15 protein-coding genes are annotated in these 17,993 nt (G+C 29.7%); 9 read left to right on the top strand and 6 right to left on the bottom strand.

All coding sequences use genetic code 11. The annotated features are described in order from the left end of the window. Positions 1–842 precede the first annotated feature (842 nt). The 3 genes from H518_RS0108975 to H518_RS0108965 all read left to right on the top strand — a co-directional run bounded on the left by H518_RS0108975 (position 843) and on the right by H518_RS0108965 (position 3,824). Positions 843–1,052, top strand: coding sequence for a hypothetical protein (locus tag H518_RS0108975; RefSeq protein WP_028888743.1), 210 nt, complete (start codon positions 843–845; stop codon positions 1,050–1,052). A 73-nt stretch (positions 1,053–1,125) separates the two neighbouring features. Further along, a complete protein-coding gene (locus tag H518_RS0108970) occupies positions 1,126–3,141 on the top strand; it encodes a tetratricopeptide repeat-containing sensor histidine kinase (protein ID WP_028888742.1) in 2,016 nt (671 codons plus the stop codon). Next, entirely contained in the window at positions 3,141–3,824 is a 684-nt protein-coding gene (locus H518_RS0108965; RefSeq protein WP_028888741.1) for a response regulator, read from the top strand. Before H518_RS0108970 ends, H518_RS0108965 begins: the two co-directional genes overlap by 1 nt. Here the strand turns inward: H518_RS0108965 and H518_RS0108960 are convergent. From H518_RS0108960 to acs, 3 genes are read right to left on the bottom strand one after another with little or no spacing between them, the layout of a single operon-like run. Then, positions 3,817–4,542 (bottom strand): acyl-CoA desaturase, encoded by a 726-nt coding sequence (locus tag H518_RS0108960; RefSeq protein ID WP_028888740.1) that lies wholly within the window; start codon positions 4,540–4,542, stop codon positions 3,817–3,819. The genes H518_RS0108965 and H518_RS0108960 overlap by 8 nt on opposite strands. A 59-nt stretch (positions 4,543–4,601) precedes the next feature. Continuing rightward, positions 4,602–5,174: a Crp/Fnr family transcriptional regulator gene (locus tag H518_RS0108955; protein ID WP_028888739.1), complete on the bottom strand. Its 573-nt coding sequence runs from the start codon at positions 5,172–5,174 to the stop codon at positions 4,602–4,604. A gap of 12 nt (positions 5,175–5,186) precedes the next feature. After that, entirely contained in the window at positions 5,187–7,094 is a 1,908-nt protein-coding gene (gene acs / locus H518_RS0108950) for an acetate--CoA ligase (RefSeq protein WP_028888738.1), read from the bottom strand. 110 nt (positions 7,095–7,204) lie between these two features. Here acs and H518_RS0108945 point away from each other — a divergent pair, with 110 nt between their 5' ends. The 4 genes from H518_RS0108945 to H518_RS0108930 all read left to right on the top strand — a co-directional run bounded on the left by H518_RS0108945 (position 7,205) and on the right by H518_RS0108930 (position 12,478). Then, complete coding sequence (locus H518_RS0108945) at positions 7,205–7,978, top strand: sulfite exporter TauE/SafE family protein (RefSeq protein ID WP_028888737.1); 774 nt, start codon at positions 7,205–7,207, stop codon at positions 7,976–7,978. 119 nt (positions 7,979–8,097) lie between these two features. After that, on the top strand, positions 8,098–10,521 hold the full coding sequence (locus H518_RS0108940) for a LodA/GoxA family CTQ-dependent oxidase (protein WP_028888736.1): 2,424 nt from the start codon (positions 8,098–8,100) through the stop codon (positions 10,519–10,521). 2 nt (positions 10,522–10,523) lie between these two features. After that, positions 10,524–11,588, top strand: coding sequence for an NAD(P)/FAD-dependent oxidoreductase (locus H518_RS0108935; RefSeq protein WP_028888735.1), 1,065 nt, complete (start codon positions 10,524–10,526; stop codon positions 11,586–11,588). 83 nt (positions 11,589–11,671) lie between these two features. After that, positions 11,672–12,478 (top strand): TerC family protein, encoded by an 807-nt coding sequence (locus tag H518_RS0108930; protein ID WP_028888734.1) that lies wholly within the window; start codon positions 11,672–11,674, stop codon positions 12,476–12,478. A 167-nt stretch (positions 12,479–12,645) separates the two neighbouring features. Here H518_RS0108930 and H518_RS0108920 read toward each other — a convergent pair whose 3' ends face one another. The 3 genes from H518_RS0108920 to H518_RS0108910 form a co-directional block, all read right to left on the bottom strand. After that, positions 12,646–14,430 carry a cytochrome-c peroxidase gene (locus H518_RS0108920; protein ID WP_028888733.1) on the bottom strand — a complete coding sequence of 595 codons (1,785 nt, stop codon included), beginning with the start codon at positions 14,428–14,430 and terminating at the stop codon, positions 12,646–12,648. 3 nt (positions 14,431–14,433) lie between these two features. Beyond that, entirely contained in the window at positions 14,434–15,918 is a 1,485-nt protein-coding gene (locus H518_RS0108915) for a PhoX family protein (protein ID WP_028888732.1), read from the bottom strand. Positions 15,919–16,104: 186 nt separating this feature from the next. Beyond that, complete coding sequence (locus H518_RS0108910) at positions 16,105–16,575, bottom strand: Dps family protein (protein ID WP_028888731.1); 471 nt, start codon at positions 16,573–16,575, stop codon at positions 16,105–16,107. Positions 16,576–16,689: 114 nt separating this feature from the next. Between H518_RS0108910 and H518_RS0108905 the strand changes: the two genes are divergently transcribed. Together H518_RS0108905 and H518_RS19555 are read left to right on the top strand one after the other, a co-directional pair. Continuing rightward, positions 16,690–17,631 (top strand): hydrogen peroxide-inducible genes activator, encoded by a 942-nt coding sequence (locus tag H518_RS0108905; protein WP_028888730.1) that lies wholly within the window; start codon positions 16,690–16,692, stop codon positions 17,629–17,631. A 63-nt stretch (positions 17,632–17,694) separates the two neighbouring features. Further along, the coding region (locus H518_RS19555; RefSeq protein ID WP_043706773.1) for a transposase at positions 17,695–17,993 on the top strand (299 nt) is incomplete at its 3' end.

The raw sequence follows: 17,993 nt of genomic DNA, 5'->3' as shown, positions 1-17,993 counted from the left end.
AATTGAATTACAAAACATTGCATTAAAACTCAATTTCTAGGTAAAATACTAGAATAAAATTCCACGCCCCAAAAACAACGCAACTAGTTGACTATCAGTTAATTAATTTTAATTTTTTATTGTTTTATTCCAAAACTTATATATATTTGCATCATAATTATTTAACTGATTAATATTAAAAATTATGAAATTAATTTATTTAAACGAAACTATCAACAACCTATTTAAAGTAGGATTTGATTATTACATAAAAAAGGATAAGGATATTTACTGTGAAAAGCAATATTTAATGATGAACTAATAGTTCTACTTAATAATATACACGTAAAGGCGCCTTAAAAGGCGTCTTTTTTGTTTTTAACAAAAAGGTGATTAAGCATCATCTATATGTTAAAAAACTTGCATAATTCGTTATTTTTCACTATCTTAATGAAGCTAAAAAATGAAAAATTATGAAAAAGATAAAATTGCATAAACTAAATGAAACGGAACGTTTACTAAGTAAATCAGTACGCTTCCTAAAAACAGTCACATTAACTCAAATGATGTTACTATTTTAGAACTACAATCAACTAGCGTTCATTAAAAATCACAAACGCTTCCTTTATTTATGACAAAGTAGAATTCATGAAGTCTGTTGTACTCAATAGGCCTTAACAGTAATGAGTCTTCACGGATTGATGTTAAATAGCAATCCAATTCTACAACTACCCAAAATACTTGGGCTAGAAAACTATTGTCTTGATTTAACCAAGACATAGACATCGAAAAAAACATTTCGATACTGTAATAGCTGCAAATGCGGCAAGGAAAACTATTGTCAAATTTTAAAAACTAAAATTATGAAAACTTTAAAAACTATAAAATATACGTTAATAATTACTCTATTAATTCTTTTAAGTACAAGTTGTACTGACCTAACTGAAGATTTAGTTCCTGAAACTAAAACTCAAAATACAGAACTAATTTCTGGAGGAATCGATACTCTGAATAATCTTGATACTGGTGATGATGGTGATGGTGGAAGCAGTAATGGTAGTAAAGGAAACTAACTTCTTTTATAAATACAAGCCTTTAACAAATGTTAAGGGCTTTTTTTTTAGATTTGCTTAAAATAATCAACTATTGAAATCTATCAAAAAAATTGCTCTTTTTATATTTTTCCTATCTATAGGAAATCAATTGTGTTTTTCAACTTCCAAGTATTTTAAATTTCAAAATGACAGTATTAAAATTTGGATAAAAAAAGCTAAAAATAAAAAACTCGATAGTACTTCAAGGTCTAATCTTTTAATAAAATCTTATAATTATATTACAAATAACAACAAACAACTCCCTTTAGAACTAAGCTCTATTGCCTATGAGTTTTATGAATTAAAAGATACTACCTCTTTTTTTAAAGTAAATAAAATAGCTTTAAACTCAGCCATAAAAAATAAGCACACCTATGCCATTGGAGATACTCATTGGAATTATGCTTCTTATTATATAAATTTAGAAATATATGATAAAGCTTATTTTCATTTTAATAAAGCTTATCAAATATTCATAAAAGAAAATCACAAGAAAGAAGCCTCTTCTGTTTTATGGGGAATGACACGCATAAAAGGCTACTATAAAGATTATATTGGTAGTGAAATTTTAAATATAAAAGTTATTGAATTATTTAAAGAATTAAATAATCATGAAAGACTTTATGATTCCTATAATCATCTTGGCTTATTACAGCATGACATCAAAGAATATGACAAAGCCGTAGAGTACTACTCTAAAGCAATAAAATATTATAATAAAATATCTAAAAAAATTAAAGAAAAAAATTATATTGGAATATACAATAATATAGGGAATGTTTATTTAAAGAAAAAAGAATTTAAAACTGCTCTTATATATTATAATAAAGAACTTAAAACAAAAAAATTAAAGAAAGATCAATATGCTAGGGTGCTTAATAATAAAGCATACTGTAAATTATTACTATCTGACACACTCAATATTAAAAGAGACTTTTTTACAGCTTTACATATAAGAGATAGTATGATAAATAAAGCAGGTATTGTTAGTTCTAAAATTCATATTTCTTATTATTATAAATACAAAAAAGACACTATAAACGCTTTAAAATATGCCAAAGAAGCAAACACTTTAGCCAAGAAAATAAAAAACGGAGGAGATTATTTAACTACCCTTAAGCAATTAGCAAACCTAGATACAAAAAATGCTAAAAAACATTTAGATCGCTATATAGTCTTTAACGATAGTTTGATTAGTACTGAGCGAAGAACTCAAAACAAATTTACGCGCATAGAGTTTGAGACTGATGAATATATTGAAGAAACCGAACGCTTAAACCAACAACAAATTTGGATAATAGTTACGAGTATTGCAGGAATACTTATTTTAAGCTTATTATATTTCTTACGCGTACAAAAAGTAAAAAATGAAAAACTTCAATTAGAAAGTGAGCAACAAAAAGCAAATGAAGAGGTGTATATTTTAACGCTTCAGCAAAAAGCTAAACTAGAAGAAGAAAAGGTTAAAGAACGTAATAGAATATCTGAAGAATTACATGACGGTGTATTGGGGAAACTTTTTGGAACTCGTTTTGGCTTAGGTTTTTTAAACATTAAAGGAGACGATGATGTTTTAGAAAAACATCAATCTCTTTTAAATGAACTACAAGACATTGAAAAAGAAATTAGGGATGTTTCTCATAAGTTAAATGATAATTTTAATAGTGACACGGTTAACTTTACCTTTATAATAACACAACTTTTAAAAGATAAAAGCGAACTCGGAGATTTTACTTATGAATTTAATATAGATAACGAAATTTCATGGAAAACAACAAATGAGGTTATAAAAGCAAATATATATCGTATTATACAAGAAGCTCTTCAGAACATTCTTAAGCATGCAAAAGCAGAAAAGGTTACTTTAGCTTTTTCAAAAGATGATCAACATATTATTATCGAGTTAAAAGATAATGGTGTTGGTTTTAATTCTAAAAAAGGAAAAAAAGGAATTGGTATAAAAAATATTAAGTCGAGAGTAAAAAAATTAAACGGTTCTGTTGAATTTTTATCAGAACTAAGCAAAGGAACTTCACTTATTATTAAAATACCTTATAAATTTGAGTAATGACAGATAAAAAATACACTGCTTTAATTATTGATGATCATCCATTAATTTCTGAAGCCTATAAAAGTGCTTTTACCTACATAGACCAGCAGAATGAAAACATTTCGTTTGATGTGTCTGTTGCCCATGATTGTGACACTGCCTTTGCTTTTATTAAAGAGTGCGCTGAATCACTTAAAAATGTTGATATCATTTTTTTAGACATGAGGCTTCCTGCTTCTGCAGATGGTAAAATATTATCTGGTGAAGATTTAGGCTTATTAATTAATAAAATGTTACCTGATGCTAAAATAATAGTTTCTACTACATTTAATGATAATTATAGAGTACATAGTATTTTAAAAAACATAAACCCTGATGGTTTTCTTGTTAAAAACGACATTACTCCACAAGAATTAGTTACCGCTATACAAGACGTTATTAATGAACCTCCTTATTATAGTAAAACAATAATGAAGCTTCTTCGAAGTCAAGTTACTAATGATTACTTAATTGATGATATTGATAGAAAAATTATTTATGAATTATCAATAGGTACTCGAATGAAAGATTTACCTAATAATGTGCCCTTATCGATTACTGCTATTGAAAAAAGAAAACGTCATATAAAACAACTTTTTGGTGTTAACAGTTCTGATGATAAAGATTTAATTTTAATAGCCAGAGATAAAGGTTTTATTTAAGTTTAATTAGTTTCATCTTATCTAAAACAACCATTATACAATAAGTAACATCGATTTCATGCCATCTTACACCTCCAAAGTTTGCTCGACCTCCGTGGGCATGATGGTTATTATGGTACCCTTCTCCCATCATTAAAAAATCGAATGGTAATAAATTTTTAGAGGTATCACTTACTTTAAAATTTACATAACCATAAATGTGAGCAAACCAATTAATTATTACACCGTGTATTGGCGCCATTAAAAAAGCAACTGGTAAAAATAACCATTGCCACCAAGCAGTAGCAAAAAAGGCAAAGAACACCACATATAGGGCTCCCCAAGCCAACCTGGATAGTTTAGAACTCGCAAAGCTGTCAAAACTCTTCCACTGCGGTACGTTTTTAGTAAATTTATCTTCTATTGCAATTCTATTGTTATTTATATCTTGATAAATATTTTTAGTACGCCACATCATTTTAAAAAGATTCTCATCATACTTTGGTGAGTGTGGATCTTTCTCTGTATCAGCATAAGCATGATGTAATCTATGCATTACACCATAACCATAAGCACTTAAATAGTTTGATCCTTGTGTTAACCATGTTAAGAAAAAACATGCTTTTTCACCAAATTTAGACATGGTAAAGGTTTGATGTGCTGAATATCTATGTAAAAAAAAAGTTTGAAAAAACAACCCTGAATACCATAAAATAATCATAAAAACTACTACTGTCATTCTTGTAAATTTAGTTTACAAAGAACCAATTTTAGTATCGCAAAAAAAATGAACCTAAGTTAAGTAATTCGTTTTCTAATTCTACTTAAAGCCTGTGCTGTAACTCCTATGTAGGATGCGATATACTTTAATGGAATTTCTTTAATTAGCTTTGGTCGCTCATCAAATAATTTAAGGTAACGTTGTTCTGCAGTTTCATTTAACAACGATTGCTCTCTTTTAGACTTTATTAAATACAGTCGTTCTGAAGATAGTCGTCCTAATGCGTTTCCAATACTAGTTTCTTTGTATACTTCTTGTAAATCTTCATACGACATACTCCACATTTCTACATCTGTAAGTGTTTCTAACTCGTATAATGAAGGAGATTGTGTTAAAAAAGAATCATAAGCACTTATAAACTCATCACTAAAACAAAATCCAAAGGTAATTTCCTTTTCTTTATCTTCTTTTGGTATAAAAAAACGCACAATTCCTTTATCTATAAAAGAAATATAATTTTCTATTTCTCCTACTTCTAATAGTTTTGTGCGTTTTTTCACTTTTCTTAGTACTAATCTAGAGGTAAAAAATTCCCAATCACTATCGTTAATCAAAAGTGATTTTTCTAGATAAGTTCTAATATTTACAATACTCATGTTTCGTTACAATCTATTATCAATAATATCTTGCACAACTTCAGGGTTTAACAAAGTAGAAACATCTCCTAAATTATCCAATTCGTTATGCGCAATTTTACGCAAGATACGACGCATAATTTTACCCGATCGTGTTTTAGGTAAACCTATTGTAAATTGAATTTTATTTAATTTAGCAATTGGACCTATATGTTCTGTTATTATTTGATTTATTTCTTTTCGTAAATTATCATGGTTTCTACCTTCACCAACATCTTTTAGTATTACATACCCGTACAATGCATTTCCTTTTACATCGTGAGGAAAACCAACAATAGCACTTTCTGCCACAGCAGGATGTTCATTAACAGCATCTTCTATTGGTGCCGTACCTAAATTATGACCAGAAACAATAATTACATCATCTACCCTTCCTGTAATTCTATAATATCCTACCTCATCTCTAAGTGCACCGTCACCAGTAAAATACTTGTCTTTAAAAGCAGAAAAATAGGTTTCTTTATAACGTTGATGATTTCCCCATATAGTTCTTGCCATTCCTGGCCATGGAGATTTAACACACAAACGTCCATCAACTTGATTTCCTTTTATTTCTTGCCCATTCTCATCCATTAATGCTAACTGTATTCCTGGCAATGGTAAAGTTGCGTAGGTTGGTTTTGTTGGCGTTATATAAGGTATTGGAGAAATCATCATTCCGCCAGTTTCTGTTTGCCACCAAGTATCTACAATAGGACTTTTTTTCTTACCTACATTATCATTATACCAATGCCATGCTTCTTCGTTTATTGGTTCACCAACGGTACCTAAAACTTTTAAAGATGATAAGTCATGGGCATCTACAAATTCTAACTTTTCTTTTGCTAAAGCTCTAATTGCTGTAGGTGCAGTATAAAATTGACTTACTTTATGCTTTTCTATAATTTCCCAAAACCTCCCAAAATCAGGGTAACTTGGTACTCCTTCAAATAATACTGTCGTTGCTCCGTTTGCTAACGGACCATATACGATATAACTATGCCCAGTAATCCAACCAATATCTGCTGTACACCAATACACATCGTTTTCTTTATAATTAAAAACATTTTTAAAGGTATATGCCGTATAAATCATATAACCTGCTGTGGTATGTAACATTCCTTTCGGACTTCCGGTTGATCCAGAGGTGTATAAAATAAATAACGGGTCTTCCGCATCCATTATTTCTGGTTCACATATTTCTGAAGCTTCGTTTAATAATGGTTGCAACCATTTATCTCTACCTTCTTTCATTTGAATGGTTGTATTTATTCTTTTAACAACCAAAACTGTTTCAATACATTCACAATCATTTAAAGCTTCATCTACAATTCCTTTTAAATCGATTGTTTTTTTCCCACGGAAAGATCCATCTGAAGTAATCACCATTTTTGCTTCACAATCGTTTATTCTAGTTGATAAAGCAGCTGAAGAAAATCCTGCAAATACAACTGAATGTACAGCTCCTATTCTTGCACAAGCTAATACCGAAACTGCTAATTCAGGAATCATAGGTAAATAAATGCAAACTCTATCACCTTTATTAATTCCGTTCTCTTTTAAAACATTAGCAAATTTACAAACTCGTTTGTGTAATTCTTTATATGAAATATGCGCTGCTTTTTCATCAGGATTATTGGGTTCGAATAAAATAGCTGTTTTATCTCCTCTTATTCTTAGATGTCGATCAATACAATTTTCTGTAATATTTAGTTTTGCTCCTTCAAACCATTTTATTTTTGGTTCTGAAAAATCATGCTCTAAAACAGTATTCCATTTTTTTCTCCATACAAAGTGCTCTTCTGCAATTTCTTCCCAAAATAACGCAGGGTTTCGTACTGATTTTCTATAAACCTGAAAATATTCTTCTAAAGTCTTTATATGATAGTTACTCATAATTTCAATTTATTTTTAAGTGTAACAATTTACACCTTTTTTAAAATTTATGGTTATTTTTTCTACAAACAACACTTTAAGAATGACTAATTTAGTATTTTCGGTTTTCTATGGATTTTTTTCTACAAACACTCACACATAACTGGCATATTATTTTATTATTTTTTTCAGTTGCCGTTCTATATTCTTCAGTCGGTTTTGGTGGGGGTTCTAGCTATTTAGCAATTTTAGCACTTACTGGTTTAGCTTTTTCACAAATTAGGGCGATTTCATTATTTTGTAATATCGTAGTAGTTACGGGTAATGTATTTATATATATTTATCATAAAAAGTATAATTGGAAAAAGGTTATCCCTCTAGTTTTGTTTAGCACTCCTTTTGCTTTTTTAGGTGGATATTTACGCATTAATCAAACCTTTTTTTTTATTCTTTTAGGAGTTACTTTACTATTTGCGGCTATTACAATGTGGATTTCTAAACATTTAAATTCATCTAAACAAGATGTTACAAATTTAAGTGTCTCTAAAAATGCCGGATATGGTGGTTTCATTGGTTTCATTTCTGGAATGGTTGGTATTGGAGGTGGTATTTTTTTAGCTCCTTTACTTCATTTAATACATTGGGACACGCCATCTAAAATCGCAGCTACAGCAAGCTTCTTTATTTTAGTAAACTCTATTGCTGGGCTAATTGGTCAATATACCAACCCTGATTTTTTTATTGATTGGAATTTAACCTCTGTACTATTAATAACTGTTTTTATTGGGGGGCAAATAGGAAGTAGATTGAGTAACAAACTACTAAAGCCTATTCAATTAAAAAAGGCAACTGCTATTTTAATAGCATTTGTTAGCATTCGTATTTTATACACCTACATTTTATAATTAAAATAAACCTCTCTTGTTCCTAAAAAAAAGGCACTCGTGGTTTTTTTTAAAATTGTCAACTTCCTTATCCCTAATTTTAATGGTATAATTTTTATGAACTTAAAACTTAAACTATTATGAATTTAAAAATCTATCCTTCAATAGGAATTGCAAGAATGGGTAATGGACCTGCAAATAAAGAAGATGTTATTTTTAGTCCTGAAGTACCTTGGGCTAATCTTTTTGAAACTAATCAAGAATATCATACCATAAATGGTGCTCTTAAAAAACAAGCACAACGTTTTTATATTTATGAATGTGATTCTAATGATATTCCTATACGCAAATTAGAAATACAAAACGCACAAATAGAATGGACTGTTGAAGTTGCTAATAAAAAACCTTTTTGGTATGACTTTAACAACAGTTTAGATCTTTCTATTAAAACTGATAATGAAAACTTAAGCGACACTTTTTACAACGATAAAATTGCTCCAGGAATTAGTACTTCTCGTAGAAATCCAAATGTATTAAACGAAAAACTAATAAATTCTGGTGATAAAAATTTTAGAAAAGAACTTGTAAATAGTCCTTCTTCTGTAACTGTTTCTTCTGAAAACATAAAGCAAAAAATTGGAGGCCAATTCCCTTTTCCTCAAGATACTGAAGCGAAAAGTAAAATTGCAACAGCAATGAAAACGGAAGCTAAAGATGTAAGTTTAGGAACTGCTGAATATGACGAAGGGACTTTAATTTTTTACCCCGCAGATGGTATTTCGGCAGCATTAAACCCTTCTGACTTAAATACCGATTTTGCAGATAACTCTAATTGGTATGATGATATATGTGATGGCCGTGTTACCGCCAAAGTTACCGTAAATGGACAAACATTTAAACTTAACAATGCTACTTCAGCTGCTTGGATTGCTACTGCTCCACCAGATTACGCTCCGCAAATACAGCCAATTTCTACAATGTATGATCTTATTTGCGGAACTGCAAATGAAGGATATAGTACTGATTTTAGCTTAATATTTCCGGTTTTGTATAGATTATACAGAATGCAATGGGTAAACGCAAGTGATTTTTTAGCACCTTCTTTCAGAGAAATTATAGATCAATTATCTGCTATTGAATTTAAATCTTTATTCAATAATTCATTAGAAGCACAACCTATAAGAGAAAAAATATTTAATCTTTTTAGAAACCCAAGGTATAGTTACACTAATGAACCAGTTATCCCTAGTAAAAGTACTACTGACATTACCAATTTAGGTAGTGGTACAGAAGATTTAAAATATCCTTTTTACCCAGGTGATGGTATCAATTACCCAGGTAGCCCTGCACAATGGTTTGCAATACCACCAATGTTATATGAACAACTAAAAAGTTGGAGAGATGGAAACTTTAATAGCTTAAATAATAATTTCACTTCTATGGATGAAATTGGACTTTACTATCAAAACATCTACTTAGAAGCTGCAAAAGACCCTTCAAAAAGTGCCTTATTAATGACCAGAGCTGTCTTAGAAACATTATACGGTGGTGGCTTTCATCCAGGTGTTGAACTTACATGGCCAATGCGACATAAACAAATGTATGCTGAAAATAAACTCACTTTTACAAATATCAAAGAAGGTGCTTCCTTTTTTGGTTTAAGAGAAATACGTATTGCATCGGCAACACAAGAAGAACAAGCGGCTATTTTTTATAATGATTTTGGTTTTCAAATGAACACAGATAATGTGAAAGCATCTCTAGATCCATCTAATGAAGAAAGCTGGTTATGGAAAACAACTCCTGGAGATTTAACTAAATGGATGGGAATTCCTTGGCAATCTGATGCAGGTAGTTGCCAGAAAGTCTTTTTAGATAGTCAATACCCAATACCAGCATGGTGGGCTGCAAATTTACCTGTTGATGTATTAACTGAAGATAGCCTAGTTAAAATACAACAAAACAATATAAGTAATGATACAAAACAATATTTATATGCCAATAGATTACCATGGTTAATGACCACAGACACTGGTTATATTGGGTATCATGCAGAAGGTGGTTATCTTAATGGTTTAATTAATATGGTTTATAAATGGAAAGATATTGGTGTTGTTGCTGGTCGAAATGCTAATACCTCTGATATTCCTGAAATTGTATATGTTTCAACAGAAAGTAAAAACGTTAGAGACACAACAGTAATTTTTTTAGGTAAAGAAATTACTTCTACTCCTGTAAACTTAAATCCTCCTAGTGTTTTTTACACAAACACAAGAGAAATGGTTTGGTTACCAGAAGGTAAAAGCATGTACTTATCATCTACTAAAGATAGTACAGGAAATGTTTCTGTAGATGATGTTTTAGAACTTAGCATTAATGGAAATATTGTTTTAAATCAAGACTTTAGTAATGGTTGTAGTGGTAAAATCACACCGCTATCTCCTATAAATATTACAGATCTTTTAAAACCATTTACAAATAATTTTGTTACTATAACAATAAACTACATAGATAAATGTGGAGGATATAAATCTGCAACTAATATTTACTTAACTATAAAATAATTATGATTCCTGAGACTTACTTAAAAACAACCGTTCTTATTGTTGGTAAAGGAGTCTCAGGACTCGTTTTAAATTACTTGTTAGAAAAGAAAGGTATTCAAACAATATTACTAGACCGAAAAACAAACACCTCAAACCCTATACTTGCCGAGACAATTCCTCCCTCAACACTACAACTACTATATGATATCGATTTACTTTCTGTTTTCGAAAATTGCGCTAGTAGAACGTATGGATATCAATCTAAATGGGGGACTAAAACGATAGAAGAAGAAAATTTTTTCAAATACAATCCGTATAAATATGGGTTAAAATTAAACAAAAGAAAACTACTATCAGAATTAGAAAACAATACAAAAACACATCAGATTACCTGCAATAAAATTATAAATATTGAACATAAGAAAAATAAAGTAATTACCACTATTCTTATAAACAATGAAGTACGAACTATTAATAGTAATTTAATTATTGATGCTACTGGTAGAAAAAGAGCTATTCTTAAACAGTTTAATATTAAAACAAAAACATATGATGAAAATTTAGCATTCATCTGCTATGTCCCAAAAAGCAATTCAACCTTAAAGTATAATTTCTTTACAGAATCATTTAAAAATGGTTGGGGAACAGTTTCAAACCTTAATGAAACTACTAATATCATTACTTTATACACCGCTAATAAATCGCCATTACACAAACAATTAACTTCATTTGCTAATTGGAGAACTATTTTACAAAATACACTCGTATTAAAAAATCATATACCTTTTAATGACGATTTTAAAATTTTGGGTAAACAAGCAAATTCGTCTGTATCTAGTAAAATTTACACTAAAAATTGTTTAGCTATTGGAGATGCTGCCATTGCTTTTGATCCTATTTCCTCGCATGGTATTTCAAATGCCATCTTTTGCGCTTCAGAAGCAGCAAAAGCCATTGAAAAATTTTACACTAATACTAACGATGCGGTTTTTATACAATATGAAAACACATTACATTCAATTTTTAATCAATATTTAAAACAAAAAGAAAAATTGTATATTTCTAAAACACTTGTACATAATTAACTATAAAAACTTTAAACATCAATTGTGTATGTGTTAGTTTACAGATATATTTGAAGAATCAATAAATCAATAAAAAATCAACTATGTTAGAGTATATTTTTACACTAGTGATGCTAGTGCTTTTACAAGCAGTTTTAGGTTTCGACAACTTGCTATATATTTCTTTAGAGTCTAAAAAAGCACCTTCATCTGACCAGAAAAAAGTTAGAAAGGTTGGTATCTTAATAGCAATTGCTTTAAGAATTATTTTATTATTTGTTTTAGTATCAATCATTGAGTTTTTTAAAAATCCTTTTTCTTTTTTAACTGGTGGAATAGATAATATTATTCACTTTGCTTTTAACGGACATAGTATTATTGTATTACTAGGAGGAGGTTTTATTATTTATACTGCTATTAAAGAAATATGGCACTTAATTTCTACTCAAGGGCTTGAAGTTTCTGAAATGGCTACCGAAAAAAAAACGAAATCATCAAATGCTGTTATAACTAGTATTGTTATAATGAATTTAGTTTTTTCTTTTGATTCTATTTTAGCTGCCATAGGACTTACTAGCGATATAGAAAGCCCTACTGCTGCATTTATTATTATGGCTATTGCTATTGTTTTTAGTGGCTTATTAATGCTTGTTTTAGCTGATAAAATATCGGTTTTCTTATCAAAAAATAGAATGTATGAAGTATTAGGGTTGTTTATCCTTTTTATTGTTGGTATCATGTTAGTTACCGAAGGAGGACATTTAGCTCATATTAAAATATTCGGAAATGAAATTGTACCCATGAGTAATACAACATTTTACTTTGTTCTTGCTGTTTTAATTATTGTAGACGTTGTTCAAGGTCGTTATCAGAAAAAACTAAGTGCTCAAGACAAACAAAAACTAAATTAAATAAAGTTTTTATTTCAAATAAGAGAAAAGAGCAATGGAATTTCCATTGCTCTTTTCTTTTAAACTATTCTCTAATATAACTAATACCTTTTCTAATTTAAAATAACCGTAATAAAGCGCCCTTTTTCTTTCTATTTCAGAATAAAAAGAAACAAGAACTGGCATAATTACTCATCAGTTAATGTCTTCATAAAATCGATAACCTGAGAAATTTCTTTTGTTGATAAGCTTAAACTATCAAAAGGTAGTGTTTGATATTCGTTATGAAACCCCAAACCAGCGCCACCTCCTTTATTATAAAAATCCATTACCTCATTTAGTGTTTTGTACACACCATTATGCATATATGGTGCTGTTTTAGCTATATTTCTTACAGAGGGTGTTTTAAAAAAATGTTTACGTTCATTTGTTTTATACACATTGTACCTTCCTAAGTCTGTAGATATTTTAGCATTAATAGTATCCGTTGATGCTGGAACTCCAATAAATTCAATTTCAGTATCATTATAATTAGGAGGAACTGTACCGTTAAAAATAGGCGCAAAATGACAAGATGCACACAATGCTTTTCCCATAAACAAATTAAATCCTTGTTTTTCATCTGCTGATAACGTTTCCTCCTCTCCTCGCATGTTTTTATCAAACTTAGAATTAAACGTATTTAAAGTTCTAATATATGATGCTATTGCATGACGTATATTAAAATTTGTTCTTTTAGAGCCGTATAAATTTGCTAGTGATTTTTTATACTCCTTATTTTTAGAAACACGTTGTACTACAGAATCCATAGACATATTAAATTCATTATGATTCTCTACAACTCCAACAACCTGACCTTCTAAACTACCTGCTCTAGCATCCATAAAAAAACTACGCTGATAGGAAGCATATGTTAATGTTGGACTGTTTCTTGTTTGCTTTTCATTAAAGATTCTTCGACCATCTGTAAAAGCTAAATCTTTAACATGACAAGTTACACAAGCCATATCGTAACTTTTAGAAAGAGATTTATCATTAAACAATTGCTTACCTAAAACTACCTTAGCTGCTAATTGAGTGGTATCACTTAAATGATCTGAAAAATAATTTAAATTTAATGCTTCTGATGAAAAGAGTGTAGTCATATTATTAGACAATGCCATTTCAAAAGGAAATTTAACCTTCCAGTCTTTTTGAACTTCAACTAATAATTTTAACTGAGTATTTATATGCTTCTTTATAAAATTGAATCTATCAAAAGTATCAAAATCATGATCTAAATCATTTTGAGCAGCTATTATTGCTGCTTCAAATTTATTGTATAAAACTTTTGATGTAAACTTCTCTTTATTTATTAGAATAATATCTAATAGTGTTTTATAAGTATACGTACTTTCTAATAATGATTGATTTAAAACTGGTGAATCAAAACCTGTTATTCCAGTAGTTGCTATTCTTGTAATTTGATCTCTTACTAACCATATTATATGATGTGCTTTTAATTTAATAGCAACATTTTTTCGCATTAGTTTTAATCTAGCGCTTGTTACTCTTATTGCTCTTTCTAAAAAGTCTTTATTTATATTATCTTCGTAAATAAGTTCTTCTATTACCTGAAAACCTATTGGATTTACAATTCTTGTATCATTACTCGCTTCTCCATGAACTCCGATAATATTTGGAGCGTTCAATGATTTATAATTATCTTTATCTGAGAAGGCTAAAACTGGTTCTGATAATTTAAAAGCCTTGCGAGCTAAAACATATATCTCCTGTTGCTCTTTAATAGTCTTCCCTTTCATACTATCTAAATTATCAATAGCATTAGAAAGATGAGCTATATATAGTTTATTAATTTTATCAGAAAAATTAGTAATTGAGTTATACTTTTCTGGTTTATCATTGCATGATACAATTAAAAGCAAAAGACATACACAAAGGTATGTCTTAGCTTGACTGAGTAAGTCTTTCATTTTTTATCTTTCTAATCCTGTAATTAAGTGTAAAACAGAACCTTCTTTTCGGTTTGTTAAATTAGGGTTTGCCTTTGGATCGGTAAATGATGTTCCGTCTGCTGGCTCCCATCCATGATTTTGAGTTATCACTAAAAATTGATTTTTCCCATTATTTACGATATCTGTAACATCAATCATTCCTGTAATTTCCCAATATTTAGATGTTCTACCATAGCCTAAAGATGCTGCTCTTTCTTGATCACATTCTAAAACCGTTTTAATTACTCCAGTTGATAAATTATATTGATATAGTTTAGAATAACCAATAATATTTGCATTTTCTGAAGCATATCCATTAGGATCTTCTTGAATATAAACATAGTTTTCAGTTACTAAAATGTTATCAGGAGAATGAAATCCATCTGCTTTACCTCCAACTTTATCACCATCTAATACACATGTTATTTTTGCTGTACCAGTTGGGTCAGTATCATTTAATACTACCTTGTAAACACGCCCTAATATAGCACCTTTACCTACTAATCCTGGTTTGTTACGACCTGTTACGGCAAAATATATTTCTCTATTATTTGCAGCAGAACCTCTTCTCCAGTCAATATCTTCTAATCTAGAGAACCCCATAACACCTTTCGTTTTACACTCAGCATCTAAGGCATTAATTTCTTTTTCTTCTAACTCAACAAACTCAACATCATATTCAGCTCCTTCAGTCATATCAACTTCATAAGTTACGCCTGGCGAGGTAACTTTTAAACCATATAATTTTCCATTATTTAAATCACCTCTATCACCAACATACATTCCTAGTTGACCAGATGGCACTTCGTTATTAGCATTATCATCACCTATAAAAGCTACCGTTTTATCTGCATAAGCGTCTTTACCTATAACTACAGCATTTTCAGTAGACCATTGCCCCATTGCTGTTACCATAGTTCCTGTACTTGCATCAGAAACCGATTTATAAGGATCAGTTACAAAAACACCTTTAGAAGCTCCTCCCCATTCACCACCTGATAAATATAAAGGTCCGAAACCATGTTCGGTAGGTGATATCATAGAGCCTGAACATTGAGCTGTTTCCCCTGTTGCTGTTGCATTTAAAATATATGCCGCTGATATTGGTCTTAAATTTTCGTTTAATTTAATTCTTGCAATAGAGTAATCTGCTTCAATATTATTTATTAAAGTAAAAGTACCATCTGTTTCTGGTAGTAATCCAGCACCGTCTGCCATAGAACCGTATACAAAATCTGGTGAGTTTGGTATTATATCTTCTGATGATAATATTGGTGTAATTTTTATCCCTACAAAATCATTCGTAACTTTTAAAAAATTTGGAGTTTTTGATGCTGCTAAATAAACAGTTGCATCAGTACCGTTTACCCCATCAACACCTTTTTCCCCGTCAATACCATCTTCACAAGATATTAATGTAATTGGAATTATTAATAAAGCCAATAAGCCTAATTTTAGATTTTTCATTGTAATTCTATTTATGTTTTTTAATAAAACAAATTAAGAGCTCGTTTGTAAAACTTGTGGTAATACAATTTTAATAACACATCATTAAAACGTAAACTTTATTAAGAGAACTTAAATAATTAGAATTATTCTAAACAAAAAAAGGTGAGCTAAATTAGCTCACCTTTTTTATAAAATTTATTATGATTAACCTAACCAAGCATTTAACATCCATATTGTTTTCTCTTGCTCAGCAATAAAATCACTCATCATTGAGTTTGTACCTTCATCATCTGCTTCTCCTGATAACTCTAAAATTCCTCTTTCAATTTTCAATAATTCAGATAATGATTCAATAACCAATTCTACCGCATCAACATCTTTACTTATATTTTTTCCTACAGGAACCTTAGCTGCCTTTATATAATCATCAAAAGTATGTAACGGTGTTCCTTGTAATGTTAAAATTCGTTCAGCAATTAAATCTACTTTTAGCTGAGAATCTGTATATAACTCTTCAAACTTCACATGTAATTCAAAGAAACTTTTCCCTTTAATATTCCAATGCAAACCTCTTACATTTTGGTAGTACACCTGAAAATTAGCTAATAATACATTTAATTCTTTTACTAATTCAATTGATTTTTCTTTATCTAATCCTAAAACAGTTGTATTCATATTATTTTAATTTAGTAATTTATCTTTTGCTATGTCAAAATTACATTCAAATAAATAAAAAAAACTATAAGTGTTATTGATAGTTTTAATATCTTTATCAAAAAATTTGATACAATGACAATCACACAGTTAAAATATACCCTTGCTGTAGCTGAATACAAGAACTTTACTATTGCTGCTGAGCACTGTTTTGTTACTCAGCCCACTTTAAGTATGCAAATACAGAAATTAGAAGATGAATTAGAAGCTAAAATATTTAATCGTTCAAAAAAACCAATTGAATTAACAGAAGTTGGTGAAAAGATTATTGAACAGGCAAAAGTTATTGTTGATGAAAGTAATCGAATTATGGATATTGTTCATCAACAAAAAGGATATGTAGGTGGTGAGTTTAAACTTGGTATAATACCCACTGTTATGCCTACATTATTACCAATGTTTTTAAAAACTTTTAATAAAAACTACCCAAAAGTTCAATTAATTATTGAAGAATTAACAACTGAAGAAATTGTTAGAAAGTTAACTGATGGGCATATTGATGCTGCTTTAGCTGCAACTCCATTAGAGAACGAAGCTATAAAAGAGCGCGTTTTATATTACGAACCTTTTGTTGGTTTAATACCTAATGAACATCGTTTGTATGACCAAAAAAAGATTAAAATTGAAGATTTAGAGGTTGACGACATTTTACTATTAGAAGATGGTCATTGCTTTAAGAATAGTATTATTAATTTATGTAGAACCAATAAGAAAAATTCAACACATCATTTTCAATTAGAAAGCGGAAGTTTTGATACGCTTATAAAACTATCAAAAGATGGTTTAGGAATGACTTTACTACCTTATTTAAATACGCTAGATTTAAATGAACAAGATAAAGAACATTTAAGAGATTTTGAAACTCCGCCTCCAGCAAGAGAAGTTAGTTTAATATACCATAAATCTCAGCTTAAAATGCAATTAATTGAAGCTCTAAAAAGCACAATAGATAGTGTTGTAAGAGGTGCTATTGCTTTTAGCGATGTCGAAATTATTAGTCCGATAAATAAAATTTAGCGCATAAAAAATCCCGCAATTACACTGCCCCCAAAAAGTTAGACACTATTTGGGGGTATTTTTATGGGCAGAAAAGTCAAGTATGATTATGCATTTAAACTTGAATGTGTAAAATTAGTTTTAGAATCACACTATTCAGCAGCAGCTGTTTCTAAACAAAAAGGTCTAAATGAATCTAACATTCGTAAATGGGTTGGTTTTTACAAAGCCCAAGGGAAAAAAGGGTTATTACCTAGGAATAACAGGAGCTATTCAGCAACTTTCAAGTTAGAAGTCTTACAGACAATTGATAAAGAGTTTTTATCGTTAAGAGATGCTTGTTTTAGATTCAATATTCCAGACCCTGGTGTGATTGTTAAATG

Source organism: Tenacibaculum ovolyticum DSM 18103 (assembly GCF_000430545.1).
Lineage (GTDB): Bacteria > Bacteroidota > Bacteroidia > Flavobacteriales > Flavobacteriaceae > Polaribacter > Polaribacter ovolyticus.
Note: the sequence above shows the minus strand (reverse complement) of the source record. Positions and strands in the feature narration are given on the sequence as shown.